Genomic DNA, 16,309 nt, shown 5'->3' on the forward strand with positions numbered 1-16,309 from the left:
TAAGAAGCTTAGTCACTTTTAGTTGCATTTGGTGCAGTTAAAAGAAGTCTTTTCACACTTATTTGTTAATATCGTTGAATTTAGTTGCAGAGAATACACTTATTTCGCTCGGGCAGCACAATGTATTGTTTATAGTTGTATAAAGTGCAATTAACTCATACATTCCCAAACGATTTTAAGCAAAATAAAAAAATCCATGGGTTAACGTTGCAATACCCAACTCATACCCAACTCATGCCCAACTCATACCAACTCATACCCAACTCATGCCCAACTCATACCAACTCATACCCAACTCATGCCCAACTCATACCCAACTCATGCCCAGCCCACCGCACCGCACACTCCGATCTTTGGGGTGTTTTTTTGTGGTTAGAATTGTGGTGGATTAATGGCGATTATGGTATTATGAAATTAGTGAATATATTGATTTAAGTTACTAAATTCAAATTGGGAGGTGCAAGGGATTGGGTGATCATAAATTCGAGGGCGAACAAAAGGGAAGCAGTATTAGCGAAATTAAAGATAAAGTCACTAGCGATAGCGCAAGTAACAACGAGGATAAAGTCAAAGTAGGTGTAGCTACTAAAGACGGGCAGTTGGGGTTTCTTTTTACAAGGGGAGGTCTTCGGGAAGGTGCAGGTAGAAAAAGCACTGGTGTAACTAAAAAGGTATCTTTGACGTTATCTGAGGACGTTTGGCAGGAGATAGAGCAGGCTTGTGCGGATCAGAACGCATCTCGCTCCCAAGTATTTCGGAACATCATTGAGGCGCATTTTGTAAAGGAATCTAAGGAGAGTTAGGTGAAGTCTTTGCTAATCCATGTTTCAAAAGATTCTCTTAGTACCGCTTTGCAGGCAGCATTAAAAGCCATATCCGCGAATAGCTCCTCACGTGTTCTGTCAGGAATACTTATTCAGGCGCAAACTCTGGGTCTGATATTAACAGCCAGCAATATAAGAATGACCATTGAATATAAGCTCCCTGTGAAAATGGATTCGGTGGTTGTGCACAACACAGGTGAGATCGTCGTTCCGGCGCGTTATTTTTATGAGATCATTCGTAAGCTTGATCCTGGACTAATTAGGCTGGAAATCGAAGAGTCATTGATTTTAAATATTCAATCAGGGAGCACTCAATTTCGTTTATGTGGAATGGATGTGGCAGAGTTTCCAAGAATCCAATACATAGATCATCCAAACATTCAAAGGATAAGCATGAAGAACACTCTCCTGAAGCAAATATTTAAAAGAGTGGTTTTTGCGGTCTCTTCATCGGAAACCAGACCTGTGCTTACAGGAGTTTTGCTGCAAATAGAGAAGCATAATATTCGTGTAGTCGCCACTGATGGCATCCGCTTCGCCCAGCATGTTGTTGAAAGCGTAGATGATTACGGGGCAATTCCTTTAGATGTTGTAATCCCGGGCAGCACCCTGGAGGATCTTTTGAAAATATTAAACGATGATGCAGACAGCAGCACCGATTTAGAAATAGGCCCCAAGCAGATCAGATTTATTTCTAATGGATTGAGGGTTCAGTCTGCTCTTTTAGAAGGAACTTATCCCTCTGTCAATAATTTAATCCCAAAAGCGTACCTCTCCGAAGTGATTGTTAAGAAAGACCGTTTGTTACATGTTGTTGAACGTATTTCTATATTGGCTGGTGAGAGTGTTATGCTCAGCGTACTTCCTTCTAATACGCTAAGTTTAGTGTCCAAGACTGCAGAAATTGGGGATGTAAAAGAAGAGATTCCTTTGGAGCATCTGGAAGGTGATCATTTTCGAGTAGCCTTTAACGGAAAATATTTCAGGGACATCCTTCGGGCGATCGATAGTGAGACGCTTAGAATCAGGTTCGCGGGAAAAGAAAGGGCGCTGGTGATCCTGCCTGTGGACGCATCTTCGTCCACACTTTTTTTAATTACTCCTGTGAGGACGCATGATTGAGGATTTGTTAAGTACAGTATTTGAGTAGGTTTGAGCGAATAGCTGCAACTGAGTCCGATAGTGTGATAAAACGAGCGAAATTATGGAAATAGCAACTGAGTCCGGACAGTTGCTAAAAAGAACATCGCCTGCCAAATTTGATCCTAGACGTGCTGCTCATTGCTTAAACTAGCTGTCTTGGGCTCAACTTATCTACTCCGTGCGGAATTAGCTATCTATAGCTCAACTTATCTACTCCGTGCGGAATTAGCTATCTATAGCTCAACTTAACTACTTCGTGCGGAATAAGCTACCTATGGCTCAACCTATCTACACCGTGCGGAATTAGCTACCTATAGCTCAACCTATCTACACCGTGCGGAATTAGTTCCCTATAGCTCAACCTATCTACTCCGTGCACGAAATTAGTTACCTATTACTCAACCTAGCCGTCTACGTCCCAAACTTAGCAGCCTACATCTCGAAACCAGCTACCTTTTGCTCGATCTAGATCGTAGCGGACCGTATTGCAGCTATTACAGCATATGGGTTCATTTTGCGAAGGTTTCGGACTGTATAGCTCTTATTGCCCATGATTTGTGCAGAAAAGGAGTGCATTTGAGCGAATAGCTGCAACTGAGTCCGATAGTGTGGCAAAATGAGCGGAATTATGGAAATAAGAGCAACTGAGTCCGAATAGTTGGTGAAAAGAACACCGCCTGCCAAATTTGATCCTAAACGTGCTGCCCATTGCTTAAACTAGCTGTCTGGGGCTCAACTTATCTACTCCGTGCGAAATTAGCTATCTATAGCTCAACTTAACTACTTCGTGCGGAATTAGCTATCTATAGCTCAACTTAACTACTTCGTGCGGAATTAGCTATCTATAGCTCAACTTAACTACTTCGTGCGGAATTAGCTACCTATTACTCAACCTAGCCGTCTACGTCCCAAACTTAGCAGCCTACATCTCGAAACCAGGTCCCTTTTGCTCGATCTAGATCGTATCGGACCGTATTGCAGCTATTACAGCATATGGGTTCATTTTGCGAAGGTTTCGGACTGTATAGCTCTTATTGCCCATGATTTGTGCAGAAAAGGAGTGCATTTGAGCGAATAGCTGCAACTGAGTCCGTTAGTGTAGCAAAATGAGCAGAATTATGGAAATAAGAGCAATTGAGTCCGAAATAGCCAAAACCCACTTCAACTTCACAGCTTTCCCAGACGGGAATGAGGTATATTTGATCTGGGAGGGGATGGAATGCATAATGCAAAGACGGCCATATTTTATTTCTCAGGTACGGGCAATACGGAGATTATTGCTAAGCAATTTGCTGAAAGGCTAAGAAGTAAAGGGCAAGATGTAGATTTGTTTAGAGTGGAAGATGTTTTTAAAGGCACTCGTTCTGTAGAATATGAAGCCTATGATCTTATAGGTATTGGTCATCCGGTTCTAGGCTTTGGCGCTTCCGGTTTTGTTGAACGTTTTGCAGAAGGGCTACCTGATTGTAATGGAACCCCGGCATTTGTATTCAAAACGGCATCCTCTCCACACTATATCAATAACGGTGCTTCGAATACGGTGCTTCGTTCTTTGCGTGGGAAGGGATATAATCCCTTTCACAATTCGATTTTGGCGATGCCATGTAATTTTTATATCAAATACAATGACAGGTTGAATAAGCAATTGTATCAAGCCGCACAGCGTAAGGTGGAATTGTTTGCAGAGGAAATCGTAAACCGGACACCACGAAATCTGCCGATTCACCCTGTGTTGGAGCGGGTTCTGAGAACAGTATATTATTGTGAGGAACACCAAGGGGGAAAATACTTCGCCAAAGGATTGCGTACAACGGACGCTTGCACACTATGCTTAAAATGTGTCAGAAACTGTCCAACATCCAATATTAGTAGCGGCGTAGAAGGAATTGTTTTCAGTCAAAATTGTTTATTATGTATGCGTTGTGTTTATTCTTGTCCTCAGAAGGCAATCCAAGCGACACGACTTAAGGCTAGCGTAGTAGATCCCTATACTGGAGGTCCGAAGCTTCATAAACTAATGAAGGATTCTGCGAATGATGGACGGTTTGTTACTCCCAAATCCAAGGGCTACTACAAGCATTTTATTAAGTATTTGGAGGAATGACATATGAATCTGTTTCGGATGGGATCGAAGCCACTGGGGATTGAGCGGATCAGCACATTTTTGGAGGATAATTATGTGAGTATCGGCTACCCCGGAATAGGGGATCTGGAGAATCTAAGCACAGAGGAACTTCATGATCGATTGATTGGCACATACCAATATAGTGAGTTGGAGCTTATGCAACATCTGCAAGCCCTTCAGCTATTTGTACATACGATGCAAGATGGAGATTATGTGCTGGTGGCCGATGGAGATTGGGTACATCTCGGGGACCTCGGAGATTATTTTTACAACGAGTTTACTGATAATGTTGACGAGGGTACATGCCATCGACGTGGTGTGACGTGGTTGAAAAGTCTGCCGATTTCTGAACTAAACGCAGGCGTGCGGGAGTTATTTAACCAAAGTGCACCGGTTGTACAATATAAGGGTCCAAAACCAAGCGCTCGCTTGGATCTGTGGATTACAGGTGTTTCTGCTAATGAACAAGAAGTGAATAGTCCGCTGGAATTGGATGAGGAGACGCTCTCTAAGGCGCTTAATATTTTGAAAGATGCTTTGATTTGTGATGACTCCGAACGACGGGAACGAGCAGCGATTGCCATTTTACAATATGCGAAGTAGAGCCCCTCTTGTATATCGGGCACACGGTTCATTATCTTCATGATGAGTTCCAATTAAAAAACGTTCCACCCGCTACTTGCCTCGGATGGAACGTTTTGCTGTATCTATAATCAGATGAATTCAACGAATTCGTTGACTGGCTTACGGTAGCCGCGGGGTCTGATTTTATGTTTTTTGTCTTTGCCGATCGTGATCAGCATAACAGGTACCATATGATCCGGCAGATTCAAGGTGGATTGGATAGCATCAGCATCGAAGCCGATCATCGGGCAGGTATCCCAACCTTTATCTTTGGCGATCAGCATAAAGTGCATGGCAGAGAGAGAGGCATTACGTATTGCTTCATCTCTTTGAAAAGCATCCTTATCAATGTAAGCATTGTTAATCATCTCTATTTGTTCATCATATTCCTCTTGTGACATCGCTCCTAAAGCTTTAAGCCCGCCATAGATTTCTGGAGCCTGCTGATAAGCATGCTTATCTCCCAGCACTACAATAACTGCTGAAGCAGTATGGATTTTATATTGGCCGTAAGCTGCTTCGCGAATTTCTTCTTTTAAGCTCTCGTTAGATATCACTTTGTAATTTGTATGCTGTAGATTATAGGCCGAGGGTGCCAATCTGGCATAAGAGAACATTTCCTCTAATTCATTCTGAGGGATGATAACCCCTTCCACAAAATTCATAGCGGATCTGCGTGACTGAATCAAGTCTGTAAAAGCGCTCATAAGTATTCCTCCGTTGTGTATGTATTCGGTTGTAAAATATCAACACCTGATATTTGTAAATGAACTAACTAAATGTTACTAACTCAAAATAACACAGCTTAAAAAATTCGTCAATGATAAAATTTATTGAAGTTAATCTTGAACACCCTGTTGTCAAAAAATAGGACATAAATTAGGATATTAGGATATGTAGAAACACAGTGGATGAAAGGGTGGATAAATTGATTAATAGTAGAGAACAATTGATGATAGATTTGCAAAGAATCGAAGAGAATGACTACGAGCTTAGAAGTGGAGAGGACATAAAGGATTATGTGAAGTTGATGCTTGAGCATATAGGAGATCCCGAGCCTGTACTGCGTGATGAATTGATTTATTCCACATTCTACAAATGGATTAATGAGAAACATTGGTTTAATGATGCGGAGCTTCGTGAACTGCTGTGGATACTTCTTGACGAGCAGCATCTTTTTTATCACATTGGGAATAAAGAAGATCTGACGGTGTATACAAGAACATTTTCTGTATTAGTTGTTGCTCTTATTCTCCAGAGGCATAGGGAAATGGCTATATTGGATAGCTCTGAATTTATAAAGGTGAAGCAGGATTTGATTCGTTATTATGAGGAAGAACGGGACTTAAGAGGTTATATGGAAAAAGAAGGCTGGGCACACGCAGCAGCCCATGGCGCAGACGCCTTGGATGAGCTGGTTTTATGCTCGGAGAGTGATGCCGCGGTGCGGGAAGAGGTTCTGGCAGTTATTCAAAAGATGCTTTATAACGATCAATACATATTCAGGGACGAAGAAGATGAAAGGATTGGTACTATTATAGTTACAATCATCGATCATCATTTACTTTTACAGCAGTCTATAACCGATTGGATTCTCAACTTGGCGCAATGTGGCAGTTGGCCTAGAAGCCACAGCCAGTACGTTAATCGAATAAATACAAAGAACTTCCTGCGTTCTCTTTATTTCAGGTTACTTCTAACAGAGAAGAATATGGACATTGTGGATGTTTTATTGAAAACCGAGAAGAATCTGAATGAATTTGTACATTAATTCACTCAAACGGTTTTAATTAACACTAGTAATTTAAATAATTTATTATAATGTAATAAAAATCACAAATTTTTATGGAAATTCAAAAACTTTGTGACATTTATAACTTGATAAGTGCTATAATAGAAATATGGCGTTAAAAGTTCTTATGTTTTTTATTACTATTAAGCAGCAAAGCTTATTGCAGAGGAGATTTGGATATGTCAGAATCAATCACTCAAACACAACCTGAACAAGAATCACCAAAAGTAGCTGTTAGCAAGGAACAAATGGATGTTCTTGAGCAGCTCTTGAAACCAGAAGTTCAGGAATCATTAACAGTCTTGGTGGAACAGTTGCCAAAATTAACTGAGCTTGTTGGCGTGCTTACAAAGTCCTATGACTTTGTGCAAACTGTCGCAGCGGATGATGTCTTGAAAAGTGATACGGTAAGTGCAATTAAAGAACTTGCTGAACCTGTAGTGCATTCCGCGAAGAATATGGCAGCTACAGTGATCGAAGCAAAAGATCGTGCGAATGAAAGTAACGAAGTTATTGGTCTTTTTGGTCTTATGAAGTTGTTGAAAGATCCACAAGCGCAAAAGCTTTTCCGTTTCGTAAATGCATACCTTCAAGTTGCTGGAGAACGCAGTAAGCAGAAATAATCATTTTCATATCTTATACGTAAGGGACGGAGGAAACATCATGTCTAAACATATTGTCATTCTAGGAGCAGGTTATGGTGGTCTACTAAGCGCCTTAACCGTACGCAAATATCTCAAAAAAGATGAAGCTAAAATTACTGTAGTTAATCAGTATCCTACACACCAAATCATTACAGAATTGCATCGTCTTGCAGCAGGTAGTGTTGCAGAGGGTGCTGTAGCTATGCCTCTAACTAAGCTTTTCGCAGGGAAAGATATTGACCTGAAAATCGCGAAGGTTAATTCATTTTCTGTGGAGAACAAACAAATTGTTCTTTCTGATGGTGTGACACTTACTTATGATGCGCTTGTTGTAGGTCTTGGCAGCACTACAGCTTATTTTGGCATTCCAGGGCTTGAACAATACAGTATGGTATTGAAATCAGCTGCAGATGCTAACAAAATTCATCAACATATTGAAGATCGTATTCGTGAATATGCGAAATCGAAAAATGAAGCAGATGCAAACATCCTGATCGGTGGCGGCGGCTTAACAGGTGTTGAGCTTGTTGGTGAAATCGCGGATGTATTGCCTACACTTACTAAAAAATATGGCGTTGATCCTAAAGAAATTAAGCTTATGCTCGTTGAAGCAGGTCCTAAAATCCTTCCAGTATTGCCAGATGCATTAATCGAACGTGCTGTAGCAAGCTTGGAGAAACGTGGTGTTCAATTCCTGACAGGTCTTCCTGTTACGAATGTAGAAGGCAATGCGATTGACTTGAAAGACGGTCAAAAAATTATTGCTAACACATTTGTATGGACTGGTGGCGTGCAAGGAAATCCACTCATCGGCGAATCCGGTCTTGAAGTTAACCGCGGTCGTGCAACGGTGAATGAATTCTTGCAATCCACTTCCCACAAAGATGTATTCGTTGCTGGTGACAGCGCGGTGGTCTTTGCAGAAGATGGACGTCCTTACCCTCCAACTGCGCAAATTGCTTGGCAAATGGGTGAATTGATCGGATACAATCTGTATGCCTTCTTGAAAAATAAATCGTTTGAAAGCTTTAGCCCAATCAACTCTGGTACACTTGCTAGCTTAGGCCGTAAAGACGGTGTTGCCATCGTTGGTGCAAGTTCTACTCCGTTAAAAGGCTTGCCTGCAACTCTAATGAAGGAAGCAAGTAATATCCGTTACTTGTCCCACATTAAAGGATTGTTCAGCCTAGCTTACTAATATAGCTTAACCCTAAACCCTGCTCAAATCTGAGCGGGGTTTTTGTTATTGTTTTTTTAGTGAAATGTTTGCATTATTGATGTTTCACAGTAGGCTGTATTCATTGTATTTGATATAATAGATTGGGTTATATTAACAGAGGTAGTTAGAGGAGGATTTCATTTATGATATTTCAACAAAACGATGTCATTCTGTTTCAAGGGGACAGCATAACAGACTGGGGGCGTAATCATGAAGACGCTTCATCACTTGGAGTAGGTTATGCAATGATGGTCGCCGCTCGACTGGGGCATTTATATCCAGAGAAGAATCTTACTTTTTTTAACCGTGGTATTGGTGGCAACCGTATTGTTGATTTACAGGGACGTTGGGATCAGGATTGTCTGGATTTGAAGCCGACTTGGGTGTCCATTTATATTGGAATTAATGACACTTGGCGGCGTTTTGATTCTGGTGAAGAAACCACTCCCGAGCAGTTTGAAGCCTCATATCGGGACCTGATCGAACGCACTCGGAAATCTTTGAATGCTAAATTAGTGCTTATAGAGCCTTTTGTTTTGCCTGTACCGGAAGATCGTAGAACTTGGCGTCAGGATCTTGATCCTAAAATTCATATTGTCCGCGAGCTGGCACGTGAATATGGGGCGCCGCTGGTTCCGCTAGATGGACTTTTTGCAGCGGCTTCCGTAAAAGCAGAACCGGCTTACTGGGCATATGATGGAGTACATCCTACTCCTGCAGGTCATGCACTTATTGCGGATGCTTGGCTCAAAACGATGGGAGCAATCTAATCAATCGCCCTTTTAAGACTAGAACCACGCTTTAATAAGCAGGTTGTAGTCTTTTTTTAATCGCGTGTTCATAAAGTCGTTTTTATATATTTATAGACACTGTTATAATTGGAATATGCTTATGTATTGGAGGCGATTCGCATTAGGCGGTTAATATGGATAGCACCTTTGTTATTGGTCGTAGTGTTAAGCGGATGTAAAAGTCATTTGGGCTTCATCAATGCCAGATGGATCGAAGGCGTGTCGTTGACACCCGTGGCAACGAGTGATCAGAAACAAGCGGATCGTCCTTTGCACTCAGAGAGCTTAACGCTAAAGGATTCTGTTTTGATCAAGACGCTTGCGGAGGCTATGAACAAGAGTAAGAAATTTTCTGATGATCTGGATTGGGGTCCGGAATTTGAAATGAAGCTTGTTTATGGGGACGGCTATTCGGAAGATTATTACATAGCGCTTGGAGATCAACTTGGACATGAAGGGATGTTTACTACAGCAGAGAACAGCAGTCAGGGCTACACAATTCCTGTAAAAAACTCTGACCAGTTAAGAAAGCTCATTTATGGAACAATCGATATGGAGAACATTGAACAGGCAGACCCTGTGGAGACTTCTGTCGAGGTAACAGGTCCAGTAACCCTATCACATAATGAACTGTCTCCGGTCACAGGGAGAGCGGGATTTTTAAATCTGCAACTGCTAGAGGGGACATATAGCGAAGATTGGACTACACCGAGTCCGTTAGCGGGAAGAAACTGGAGTGGCCGATTTAGGCTAGTAGTGACTGATGAGCATGGAAAAACACTGAGTAGCTATCCGTTAAATGATCAATTTGCCCAGACCTTTAATGATTTTTTTCAGCTTCAGTTTGAGGATTATAATGGAGATGGTGATCCCGATTTTACGATCGGACAATATGGAACGAGTAACGGTTATTTCTACAAGCTTTTTACACTCAGAAGAAATAACGTGATAGAAGAACTGCCTATTAAACCTGAAAACCAGCTGTTTATCAGCAGTCCTGAGCGGTATTCCATAAAACTGGATAAAGTTGATGAGCATAGCTTCAAGAGAAGTTACTACGATAACGCAGCAGGCAAACAAGTGGAAGATACTTTTCAGTGGGTAGGGAGTGCATTTCAGAGGCTGGACAAATGATTAATTCATGAAGTGAGAGGAATGTGTGTTGGATGACAAGTGATACGGTACAAGATTTAGAAGGGTTAAAAGCTATTGGAAAAGTGGTGGGCCACACCATCGTCGAGATGAAAAAGAAAGTAACCCCTGGGATAACGACTGCGGAGTTAGATCTTATTGGAGCTGAGATTCTGGAAAGCTTCGGAGCATCCTCAGCCCCGAAGATAACTTATAATTTCCCGGGCAGCACCTGCATCAGTGTGAACGAAGAGGTTGCTCATGGTATTCCGGGTCCGAGAGTGATTAATGCTGGCGATTTGATCAACATTGATGTCTCTGCTGAGCTGAATGGGTATTATGGGGATGCTGGCGTTTCTTTTCAACTGCCGCCCTATAACGATGATATTCTGCGTTTATGCCGGAGTACAGAGGAAACCATGATGAGTGTGATCAATCATCTGCGGGCAGGAATGAAGGTTAACGAGATCGGCAGAATGATGGAACTTGAAGCTCGCAAACGCGGTTATAGAGTGGTGCGTAATCTGTGCAGCCATGGAATTGGCAAATCACTGCATGAGAAACCTTTTGAAATTCTACCCTTCTATAATCCAAGAGTGACCACGGTGCTAAAGGAAGGACAAGTAATTACGATAGAGCCCTTCCTCTCGACTGGAGCGGACTATGTGGAGCAGCAATCGGATGGCTGGACGCTAAGTGTTGTAGATAACGGTCGGGTAGCACAGTTTGAACATACGATTATCGTGACTAAAGGTGAGCCTGTTATTCTGACTAGTGTGTAAGCTCGAATAGCGACTTAAAGGGGTGGAGGATGGAGGGGGATATGAGCAAAAGCCCTTACCCGGACCCTCCGTTCCTTCCATGTCGTTAACGAAGTTGTTATTAGCCGTGATAAGTGGCAATGCGGTAAATACTTTAAAGAGACCTGTCTATTTGACAAGTCTCTTTTTTTCTAGGATGAGGCGTTACGCTTATATCCTATATTTGGCATAAGTTATCGATGTTTTTTTCAATGGAATGATAAAACAGGTCTTCCGCATGAAGGACATAGGCCATGTATTCTTCCATCTGGTCAGTAAGTGTAAATTCATTCATGATATACTGCCTGGTCATAACATTCCTTAAAAGTTCCCATTGTTCGATGCTTTGCCGAGCATAATGAATGACATCGCTGAGAGCATTAGGATTCGCTAAGGAATTCAGCAGCAACAGCAATACTTTTTTTCTATCTGAATGACGGGTGAGCGTCGTCCGGGTTAAAGAGTAAAGGTCATGGGGGCGGTTTGAAATCTTTGTATTGAGGATGAAGCGTCCACTTGCAAACAGATTGTTCAGTTCCTGGATAGCTGATCGTCCGATATATTCAAGGCGTCCTTCGGTACAAGAGGGCGGCTTATAATAATTCGATAGCGCGGTTCTTAAAATGAGCGAGGCTCGGGCTGGCAATTCAGCAAGCTCATCTTGATTAGGATGCACTGTGAAACAGGAAAACTGCCGATTGTAGGCATCCATAAACGAAGTTTTGGCATCTTGACCGATATTTTTGTTATGCGGATAAGGCTTGAAATACTCTTTGTTGTAATTTATATAATTGTCCAAGAAATAAAAATCAGTTGCCGTCTGCCCTAGGATCAAAAATATATGCCCATCCACAATATGATCTGTTTCCAGAGCCGGGCTTAATTCAAATGTTCTATAAAAGGGGACTCGTTTCATTAACGTATTGACAAATACGACTTCGTTATTTGCTAACAGTGTCTCTATCGTCTGGATGGCTGCCTCTGCATTGTTGCTAAAAGTATGTTTATTAGCGACTGTTATATAATCCTCGGGATCTTTGATCTCGTTCAAGCTTAATTCAAACTGGTCACTGTCAGTATGGGTAACTAATTTCAGATTAAAATCATCTAAAAACATCTTGTACAATACGCTAGAGTCATTGACATACCTTTTTAGCATGAAAAAAATATTACGGGTATAGCAGTTTCCCAGTGACTGTACCTCTGCAATAGGCTCCCCTGCAGAATTATAGTAATATTCCATTTCTAACGTCTGCAACGTCTGCATAATTGTCCCTCCAACTGCTGCTAATTCTCCAATTCATCCCTTGGAGCCGAGCGCGCTTATTATTTCGCCCAATAATTTGGCTTCGTCTGTTTGTATGGTCAACAGAGAATGTTTGAGTGCGTCTAGCACCTTGGGGTCCATGGACAGATTATACCGAAGCACCATATTTCTGTTCAGAAGAGAACGTTCTTCAAGCTCAGTACAACGTTCAATCCATCGGTTGCATTGCATCAGGAGTTCTATTTGTTGGAGATATTTAACTCTTAAAACCATAAGCTTCTTATGCTCCCACAGCAAATGATAAGCTCTAATGTCAAGCTCAGGGTCATCCTCTTTAGGGTGCTCCATTTGATAAATGAGGTGTTGGTACACACTTTGTCCATAAATGCTGGTAGTGGTATGGTTAATAAAATCAAATGTGCGCTTGGAGGATAGATATCGCTGCAAGCTGTCGACAATCTGTTCGACGTTTAAATCAAATTCTGCATCGATTTTGCTAAGCAAAGTTACACGCGTAATAAAATTTTCTTCTCTGCACAGATAGTCAAAGGCAGATTCCAGTTCGGAAAAGGTGCATTGAGCGGTCATAAATTTACCGCCCGTAATATTGTCCCGAATGCAGACTGTTTGGCGATCAAGATCGTAGCCGTAAATTAATGTCTCGTGAAAACGGTGCTCTTGGCCGAACTCCTGATATGCAGATATAAAGTACCGGTCGAGATGGCACCATACATAGCAATCGCCGTTGATAGAGTCTACAACGAAATCCGTAAAGGAAGACCACTTGGAAATGATGGTTCTAGGCAATATGAACTTATTGAGAAATGGGCAATAATCAACAAGAAGCTCATGATTGTCAAAAAAGTAAGTTTCCCAATCCGTTACATATCTCAGCTGAATGAAGTTGGAATAAACCCAGGGCCATATGCGGTTATCCGAAGAAATAATAGAAAACAAAGTCCCATAAGTGTTGGAAGTATTTATTAGTGGATCGGAAACGGGTAAAGTAATTTTACTCAATTTACACCTCCATATTTCCATTATATTTAAATAAAAATGAAATAAATGACATTATTATACTATAATAATTGTTCATTCCAATTATGTGATGATAATCATATTATGATAATAAAGGGAAGTGGTAATCTGGCGAAGAATAGTACTTTTGGAAACATTTTGGCATACGTTTCTCTGGTAAAAAAAGCTGCAGAATGTGATGGGGGGAGCGATATATTGCGAATAGTGGTTTGTTTAAAGTTTATTGCACACGTGAACAAATACAATGTGCGTGGCATTGATGATGGCCGTAAGATCTCGGCCTCACCGCCACCGAAGGCAACCTTTGAGCTAAACTATCCGGACCGGCAAGCCATCCATGTGGCATTGGAGCTGAAGAATAGCTGTAATGCTAATGTAACTCTTATTTCCATGGCCCCTCCCGGTTGTAAAACGGTTCTACAGGAGTTCATGGGTTATGGGATCGATGAGGCTGTCCTGCTCAGCGACGCTTCTTTTGCCGGTTCGGATACATTGGCGACATCGCTGGTACTGGCTCGTGCTGTTGAGAAGCTTGGTGGATGTGATCTGGTTCTGACCGGCAGCCATTCAACCGACAGTGATACCGGTCAGGTAGGTCCGGGAATCGGCGAGTATCTAGATATCCCCCACGCGATAAATGTAACACGGTTTGAGGATATTTCGACTGATGAGGTATTGTTCCACCGCCAGCATGACGAAGGGGTAACAACCAGACAGTCTTGCCGGCTTCCGGCAGTATTGAGTATTGGTGGAATGACAGCCGTCTCTGAGTTGAAACCGCTAACAATTGCTGCCAAATTGCATGCCAGAACCAAGGATATTCTGGTATGGTCGTGTCATGACCTTGGCCTTGACCCACAGACGGTTGGTTTGGCAGGCTCGGCTACTGAAGTAGTTTCAGTGTACGAACAGCACTCCGAAAGAAAGGGGATTTTGCTAGAAAGCGATGAATATCTACGGGTATTGGAGCCGATAATCAGCAAAATCAGCGAGGTTAGAAGTGGATGATTAGGATTGATCAGGAACAATGCACATATTGCCTCCTGTGTTTAAAACGCTGTCCCGCGGCTGCAATCAAAGATGAGGATGAGGGCTTGCGTATCGACGTTGCGGCATGTACTTATTGCTCAGTCTGCACGTCTTGCTGTCCTAACCAAGCCATTATAATGAAAGACAGGGTACAGGAGACCAGACAACCGTACCCTGAGCATGAAGGTATTTGCCTTGTTGTGGAACATGCTGAAGGCGCGCTCTCTTCATATTTTCCGGAACTGGTTAGCGCAGCAAAACAGCTGCAGGCTATGAGAGCCCAGCGCATTTGTGCTTTGGTGGTCGGAGAGCGTATAGAAGACCTAGCCCAGCGTCTGCTTCAATGGGGAGTAAATGAAGTGTGGATGGTGAACAAACCGGGCATACAGCGTTACGCCGAAGATATTCATTATAATTTGATTTCTGCGGTGCTCCGGGATCAAAGACCGTCTGTCGTGCTAGGTATGGCTACCGCATGGGGGAGGTCTATTTTCCCCAGAGTTGCAGTCCGCCTGCGGACGGGGCTATGCGCCGATTGCATCGATTTGAAGATGGGACCGGATCATGGGGATTTTATTATTACCAGACCGACGCAAATGGGCGAGCAATTCGCTGAGATAAAAATACCGGCAAGACGGCCGCAAATGGCAACTGTAAAAACCAATTTTTATTCCGCTGCTGAGACCGCACACGTCGTGCAGGGCAAGATTGTTGATCTAAGCTCCCAGTATTCTTGCTCTTCCTCAGTCCTGCAGTTTATGGGAGTAATTGAAGAAGCCGCGGGCAAGGAGAACATCGAGACTACAGAAATTATTGTTGCTGCCGGGAGAGGCATTCAAAACGCAGACAATCTTCGTTTAATCTATGCGCTCGCCGATGCGCTTGGGGGGAAAGTAGCGGTTACCAGACCGCTTGTAGAATGTGGATGGATGGATAGTATGCATCAAGTCGGACTGACAGGTAAAATGGTCAAGCCCAAACTGTACATTGCCTGCGGAGTGTCTGGGGCAGTGCAGCATAAGGTTGGGATGCATCATTCGGAGACGATAATTGCAATAAATACGGATCGCAATGCACCTATCTTTGATTACTCCACATATGGGATCGTAGGCGATCTTTTTACAGTCATACCTGAAATATTGTCGGCATTGAACACAGTACAGGAGGTTGGGCGATGATTGAGAAGGAGCTATTAAGACAACAAACGCTGCATACGATTGGCGTCATGCTCGATGAGCACTTGCTTCAGAAGGAGGATATGTTCAGGTTTCAAAGTGATGTCCACGACACATATTCTCCGGAATACATCCGGAGCGAGATGGAGAATTGGTACAGAACATTAGGAATCGAATATATCATCCAGCGAAAATTTTCACTTCGGATGCCGCAGTTTACGAGAGAAGAATTAGAAGAAGCGGACCGAAGAAACGAGATCATTTTATGTGTTCCCCAAGGCGTCAGTCGCAAGCAATTAGGCTGCTTGTTTAATATCCGCAATTGGGCGCTGGAGAGTGAACTGGTCGCAGCAACTCCGGAAATTGAGGATTTCTGGTTCACCGTTCCGCGGACAACCGAACCGGATATGCTGGATCGGACGGCTGTGGAAATACAGCGTACATACAAGAAAACCGGAAAATTGGGAATGAGTCTGGAGCGGTATCTGGTATTTGTCGCCCGCATGAGGCATCTGACAGGACAAACACCGGATATAAGGACAAAGATGTGGATTACCAACGGCAAATATGAAGGAAAGGCGATGCTTGTGGTTGGTTTCGACTCGGCTGGCGAGTTTACAGCACATGGCTGGATGCCGAATTTCCACTCGCCTATGGTGGGCGGACGTTATACCTGGATACCTGACCATATATAAACAGTAAGGAGA

At 42.7% G+C, this 16,309-nt stretch carries 16 protein-coding genes; 13 read left to right on the forward strand and 3 right to left on the reverse strand.

What is annotated here, in order from left to right:
* Positions 1-467: 467 nt before the first annotated feature.
* The 4 genes from NSQ55_RS11470 (at position 468) to NSQ55_RS11485 (ending at position 4,695) form a co-directional block, all read left to right on the forward strand.
* Complete coding sequence (locus NSQ55_RS11470; protein WP_248548037.1) at positions 468-803, forward strand: hypothetical protein; 336 nt, start codon at positions 468-470, stop codon at positions 801-803.
* Complete coding sequence (dnaN, locus tag NSQ55_RS11475) at positions 804-1,946, forward strand: DNA polymerase III subunit beta (RefSeq protein WP_339173397.1); 1,143 nt, start codon at positions 804-806, stop codon at positions 1,944-1,946.
* 1,240 nt (positions 1,947-3,186) lie between these two features.
* A complete protein-coding gene (locus NSQ55_RS11480) occupies positions 3,187-4,071 on the forward strand; it encodes an EFR1 family ferrodoxin (RefSeq protein ID WP_076179332.1) in 885 nt (294 codons plus the stop codon).
* Between the two features lie 3 nt (positions 4,072-4,074).
* Positions 4,075-4,695: a hypothetical protein gene (locus NSQ55_RS11485; protein ID WP_076183201.1), complete on the forward strand. Its 621-nt coding sequence runs from the start codon at positions 4,075-4,077 to the stop codon at positions 4,693-4,695.
* A gap of 110 nt (positions 4,696-4,805) precedes the next feature.
* Here NSQ55_RS11485 and NSQ55_RS11490 read toward each other — a convergent pair whose 3' ends face one another.
* On the reverse strand, positions 4,806-5,423 hold the full coding sequence (locus NSQ55_RS11490) for a nitroreductase family protein (RefSeq protein WP_076129923.1): 618 nt from the start codon (positions 5,421-5,423) through the stop codon (positions 4,806-4,808).
* Between the two features lie 221 nt (positions 5,424-5,644).
* Between NSQ55_RS11490 and NSQ55_RS11495 the strand changes: the two genes are divergently transcribed.
* From NSQ55_RS11495 to map, 6 genes are all read left to right on the forward strand, one after another.
* Positions 5,645-6,487, forward strand: coding sequence for a DUF2785 domain-containing protein (locus NSQ55_RS11495; protein ID WP_339174480.1), 843 nt, complete (start codon positions 5,645-5,647; stop codon positions 6,485-6,487).
* Positions 6,488-6,687: 200 nt separating this feature from the next.
* Positions 6,688-7,131, forward strand: coding sequence for a DUF1641 domain-containing protein (locus NSQ55_RS11500; RefSeq protein ID WP_036685888.1), 444 nt, complete (start codon positions 6,688-6,690; stop codon positions 7,129-7,131).
* A gap of 40 nt (positions 7,132-7,171) precedes the next feature.
* A complete protein-coding gene (locus tag NSQ55_RS11505) occupies positions 7,172-8,350 on the forward strand; it encodes an NAD(P)/FAD-dependent oxidoreductase (RefSeq protein WP_036685891.1) in 1,179 nt (392 codons plus the stop codon).
* Positions 8,351-8,514: 164 nt separating this feature from the next.
* Complete coding sequence (locus NSQ55_RS11510) at positions 8,515-9,141, forward strand: SGNH/GDSL hydrolase family protein (RefSeq protein ID WP_339173402.1); 627 nt, start codon at positions 8,515-8,517, stop codon at positions 9,139-9,141.
* 207 nt (positions 9,142-9,348) lie between these two features.
* Entirely contained in the window at positions 9,349-10,296 is a 948-nt protein-coding gene (locus NSQ55_RS11515) for a hypothetical protein (protein WP_339173405.1), read from the forward strand.
* Between the two features lie 32 nt (positions 10,297-10,328).
* Entirely contained in the window at positions 10,329-11,075 is a 747-nt protein-coding gene (gene map / locus NSQ55_RS11520; protein ID WP_339173408.1) for a type I methionyl aminopeptidase, read from the forward strand.
* Positions 11,076-11,271: 196 nt separating this feature from the next.
* On the opposite strand, the gene NSQ55_RS11525 is transcribed toward map, so the two are convergent.
* Together NSQ55_RS11525 and NSQ55_RS11530 are read right to left on the reverse strand one after the other, a co-directional pair.
* Positions 11,272-12,360 (reverse strand): hypothetical protein, encoded by a 1,089-nt coding sequence (locus NSQ55_RS11525; RefSeq protein WP_076129925.1) that lies wholly within the window; start codon positions 12,358-12,360, stop codon positions 11,272-11,274.
* A 33-nt stretch (positions 12,361-12,393) separates the two neighbouring features.
* Positions 12,394-13,380: a hypothetical protein gene (locus tag NSQ55_RS11530; protein WP_076129926.1), complete on the reverse strand. Its 987-nt coding sequence runs from the start codon at positions 13,378-13,380 to the stop codon at positions 12,394-12,396.
* A 222-nt stretch (positions 13,381-13,602) separates the two neighbouring features.
* Between NSQ55_RS11530 and NSQ55_RS11535 the strand changes: the two genes are divergently transcribed.
* Genes NSQ55_RS11535 through NSQ55_RS11545 form a run of 3 tightly spaced genes read left to right on the forward strand, consistent with a single transcriptional unit; the run spans position 13,603 to position 16,297 of the window.
* Entirely contained in the window at positions 13,603-14,406 is an 804-nt protein-coding gene (locus tag NSQ55_RS11535) for an electron transfer flavoprotein subunit beta/FixA family protein (RefSeq protein ID WP_256715848.1), read from the forward strand.
* Positions 14,403-15,605, forward strand: coding sequence for an electron transfer flavoprotein subunit alpha (locus tag NSQ55_RS11540; protein WP_076129928.1), 1,203 nt, complete (start codon positions 14,403-14,405; stop codon positions 15,603-15,605). The genes NSQ55_RS11535 and NSQ55_RS11540 overlap by 4 nt, the downstream gene beginning before the upstream one ends.
* Entirely contained in the window at positions 15,602-16,297 is a 696-nt protein-coding gene (locus NSQ55_RS11545; protein WP_036685905.1) for a hypothetical protein, read from the forward strand. Before NSQ55_RS11540 ends, NSQ55_RS11545 begins: the two co-directional genes overlap by 4 nt.
* Positions 16,298-16,309 lie beyond the last annotated feature (12 nt).

The sequence above is a fragment of the Paenibacillus sp. FSL H7-0943 genome (genome assembly GCF_037963265.1).
Lineage (GTDB): Bacteria > Bacillota > Bacilli > Paenibacillales > Paenibacillaceae > Paenibacillus_AQ > Paenibacillus_AQ odorifer.

Coding starts and splice junctions, on each gene's coding strand:
- NSQ55_RS11540 (WP_076129928.1), top strand. CDS start 14,403: ATGATTAGGATTGATCAGGAACAATGCACATATTGCCTCCTGTGTTTA.
- NSQ55_RS11545 (WP_036685905.1), top strand. CDS start 15,602: ATGATTGAGAAGGAGCTATTAAGACAACAAACGCTGCATACGATTGGC.
- NSQ55_RS11505 (WP_036685891.1), top strand. CDS start 7,172: ATGTCTAAACATATTGTCATTCTAGGAGCAGGTTATGGTGGTCTACTA.
- NSQ55_RS11490 (WP_076129923.1), bottom strand. CDS start 5,423: ATGAGCGCTTTTACAGACTTGATTCAGTCACGCAGATCCGCTATGAAT.
- NSQ55_RS11480 (WP_076179332.1), top strand. CDS start 3,187: ATGCATAATGCAAAGACGGCCATATTTTATTTCTCAGGTACGGGCAAT.
- NSQ55_RS11510 (WP_339173402.1), top strand. CDS start 8,515: ATGATATTTCAACAAAACGATGTCATTCTGTTTCAAGGGGACAGCATA.
- NSQ55_RS11500 (WP_036685888.1), top strand. CDS start 6,688: ATGTCAGAATCAATCACTCAAACACAACCTGAACAAGAATCACCAAAA.
- NSQ55_RS11525 (WP_076129925.1), bottom strand. CDS start 12,360: ATGCAGACGTTGCAGACGTTAGAAATGGAATATTACTATAATTCTGCA.
- NSQ55_RS11485 (WP_076183201.1), top strand. CDS start 4,075: ATGAATCTGTTTCGGATGGGATCGAAGCCACTGGGGATTGAGCGGATC.
- map (WP_339173408.1), top strand. CDS start 10,329: ATGACAAGTGATACGGTACAAGATTTAGAAGGGTTAAAAGCTATTGGA.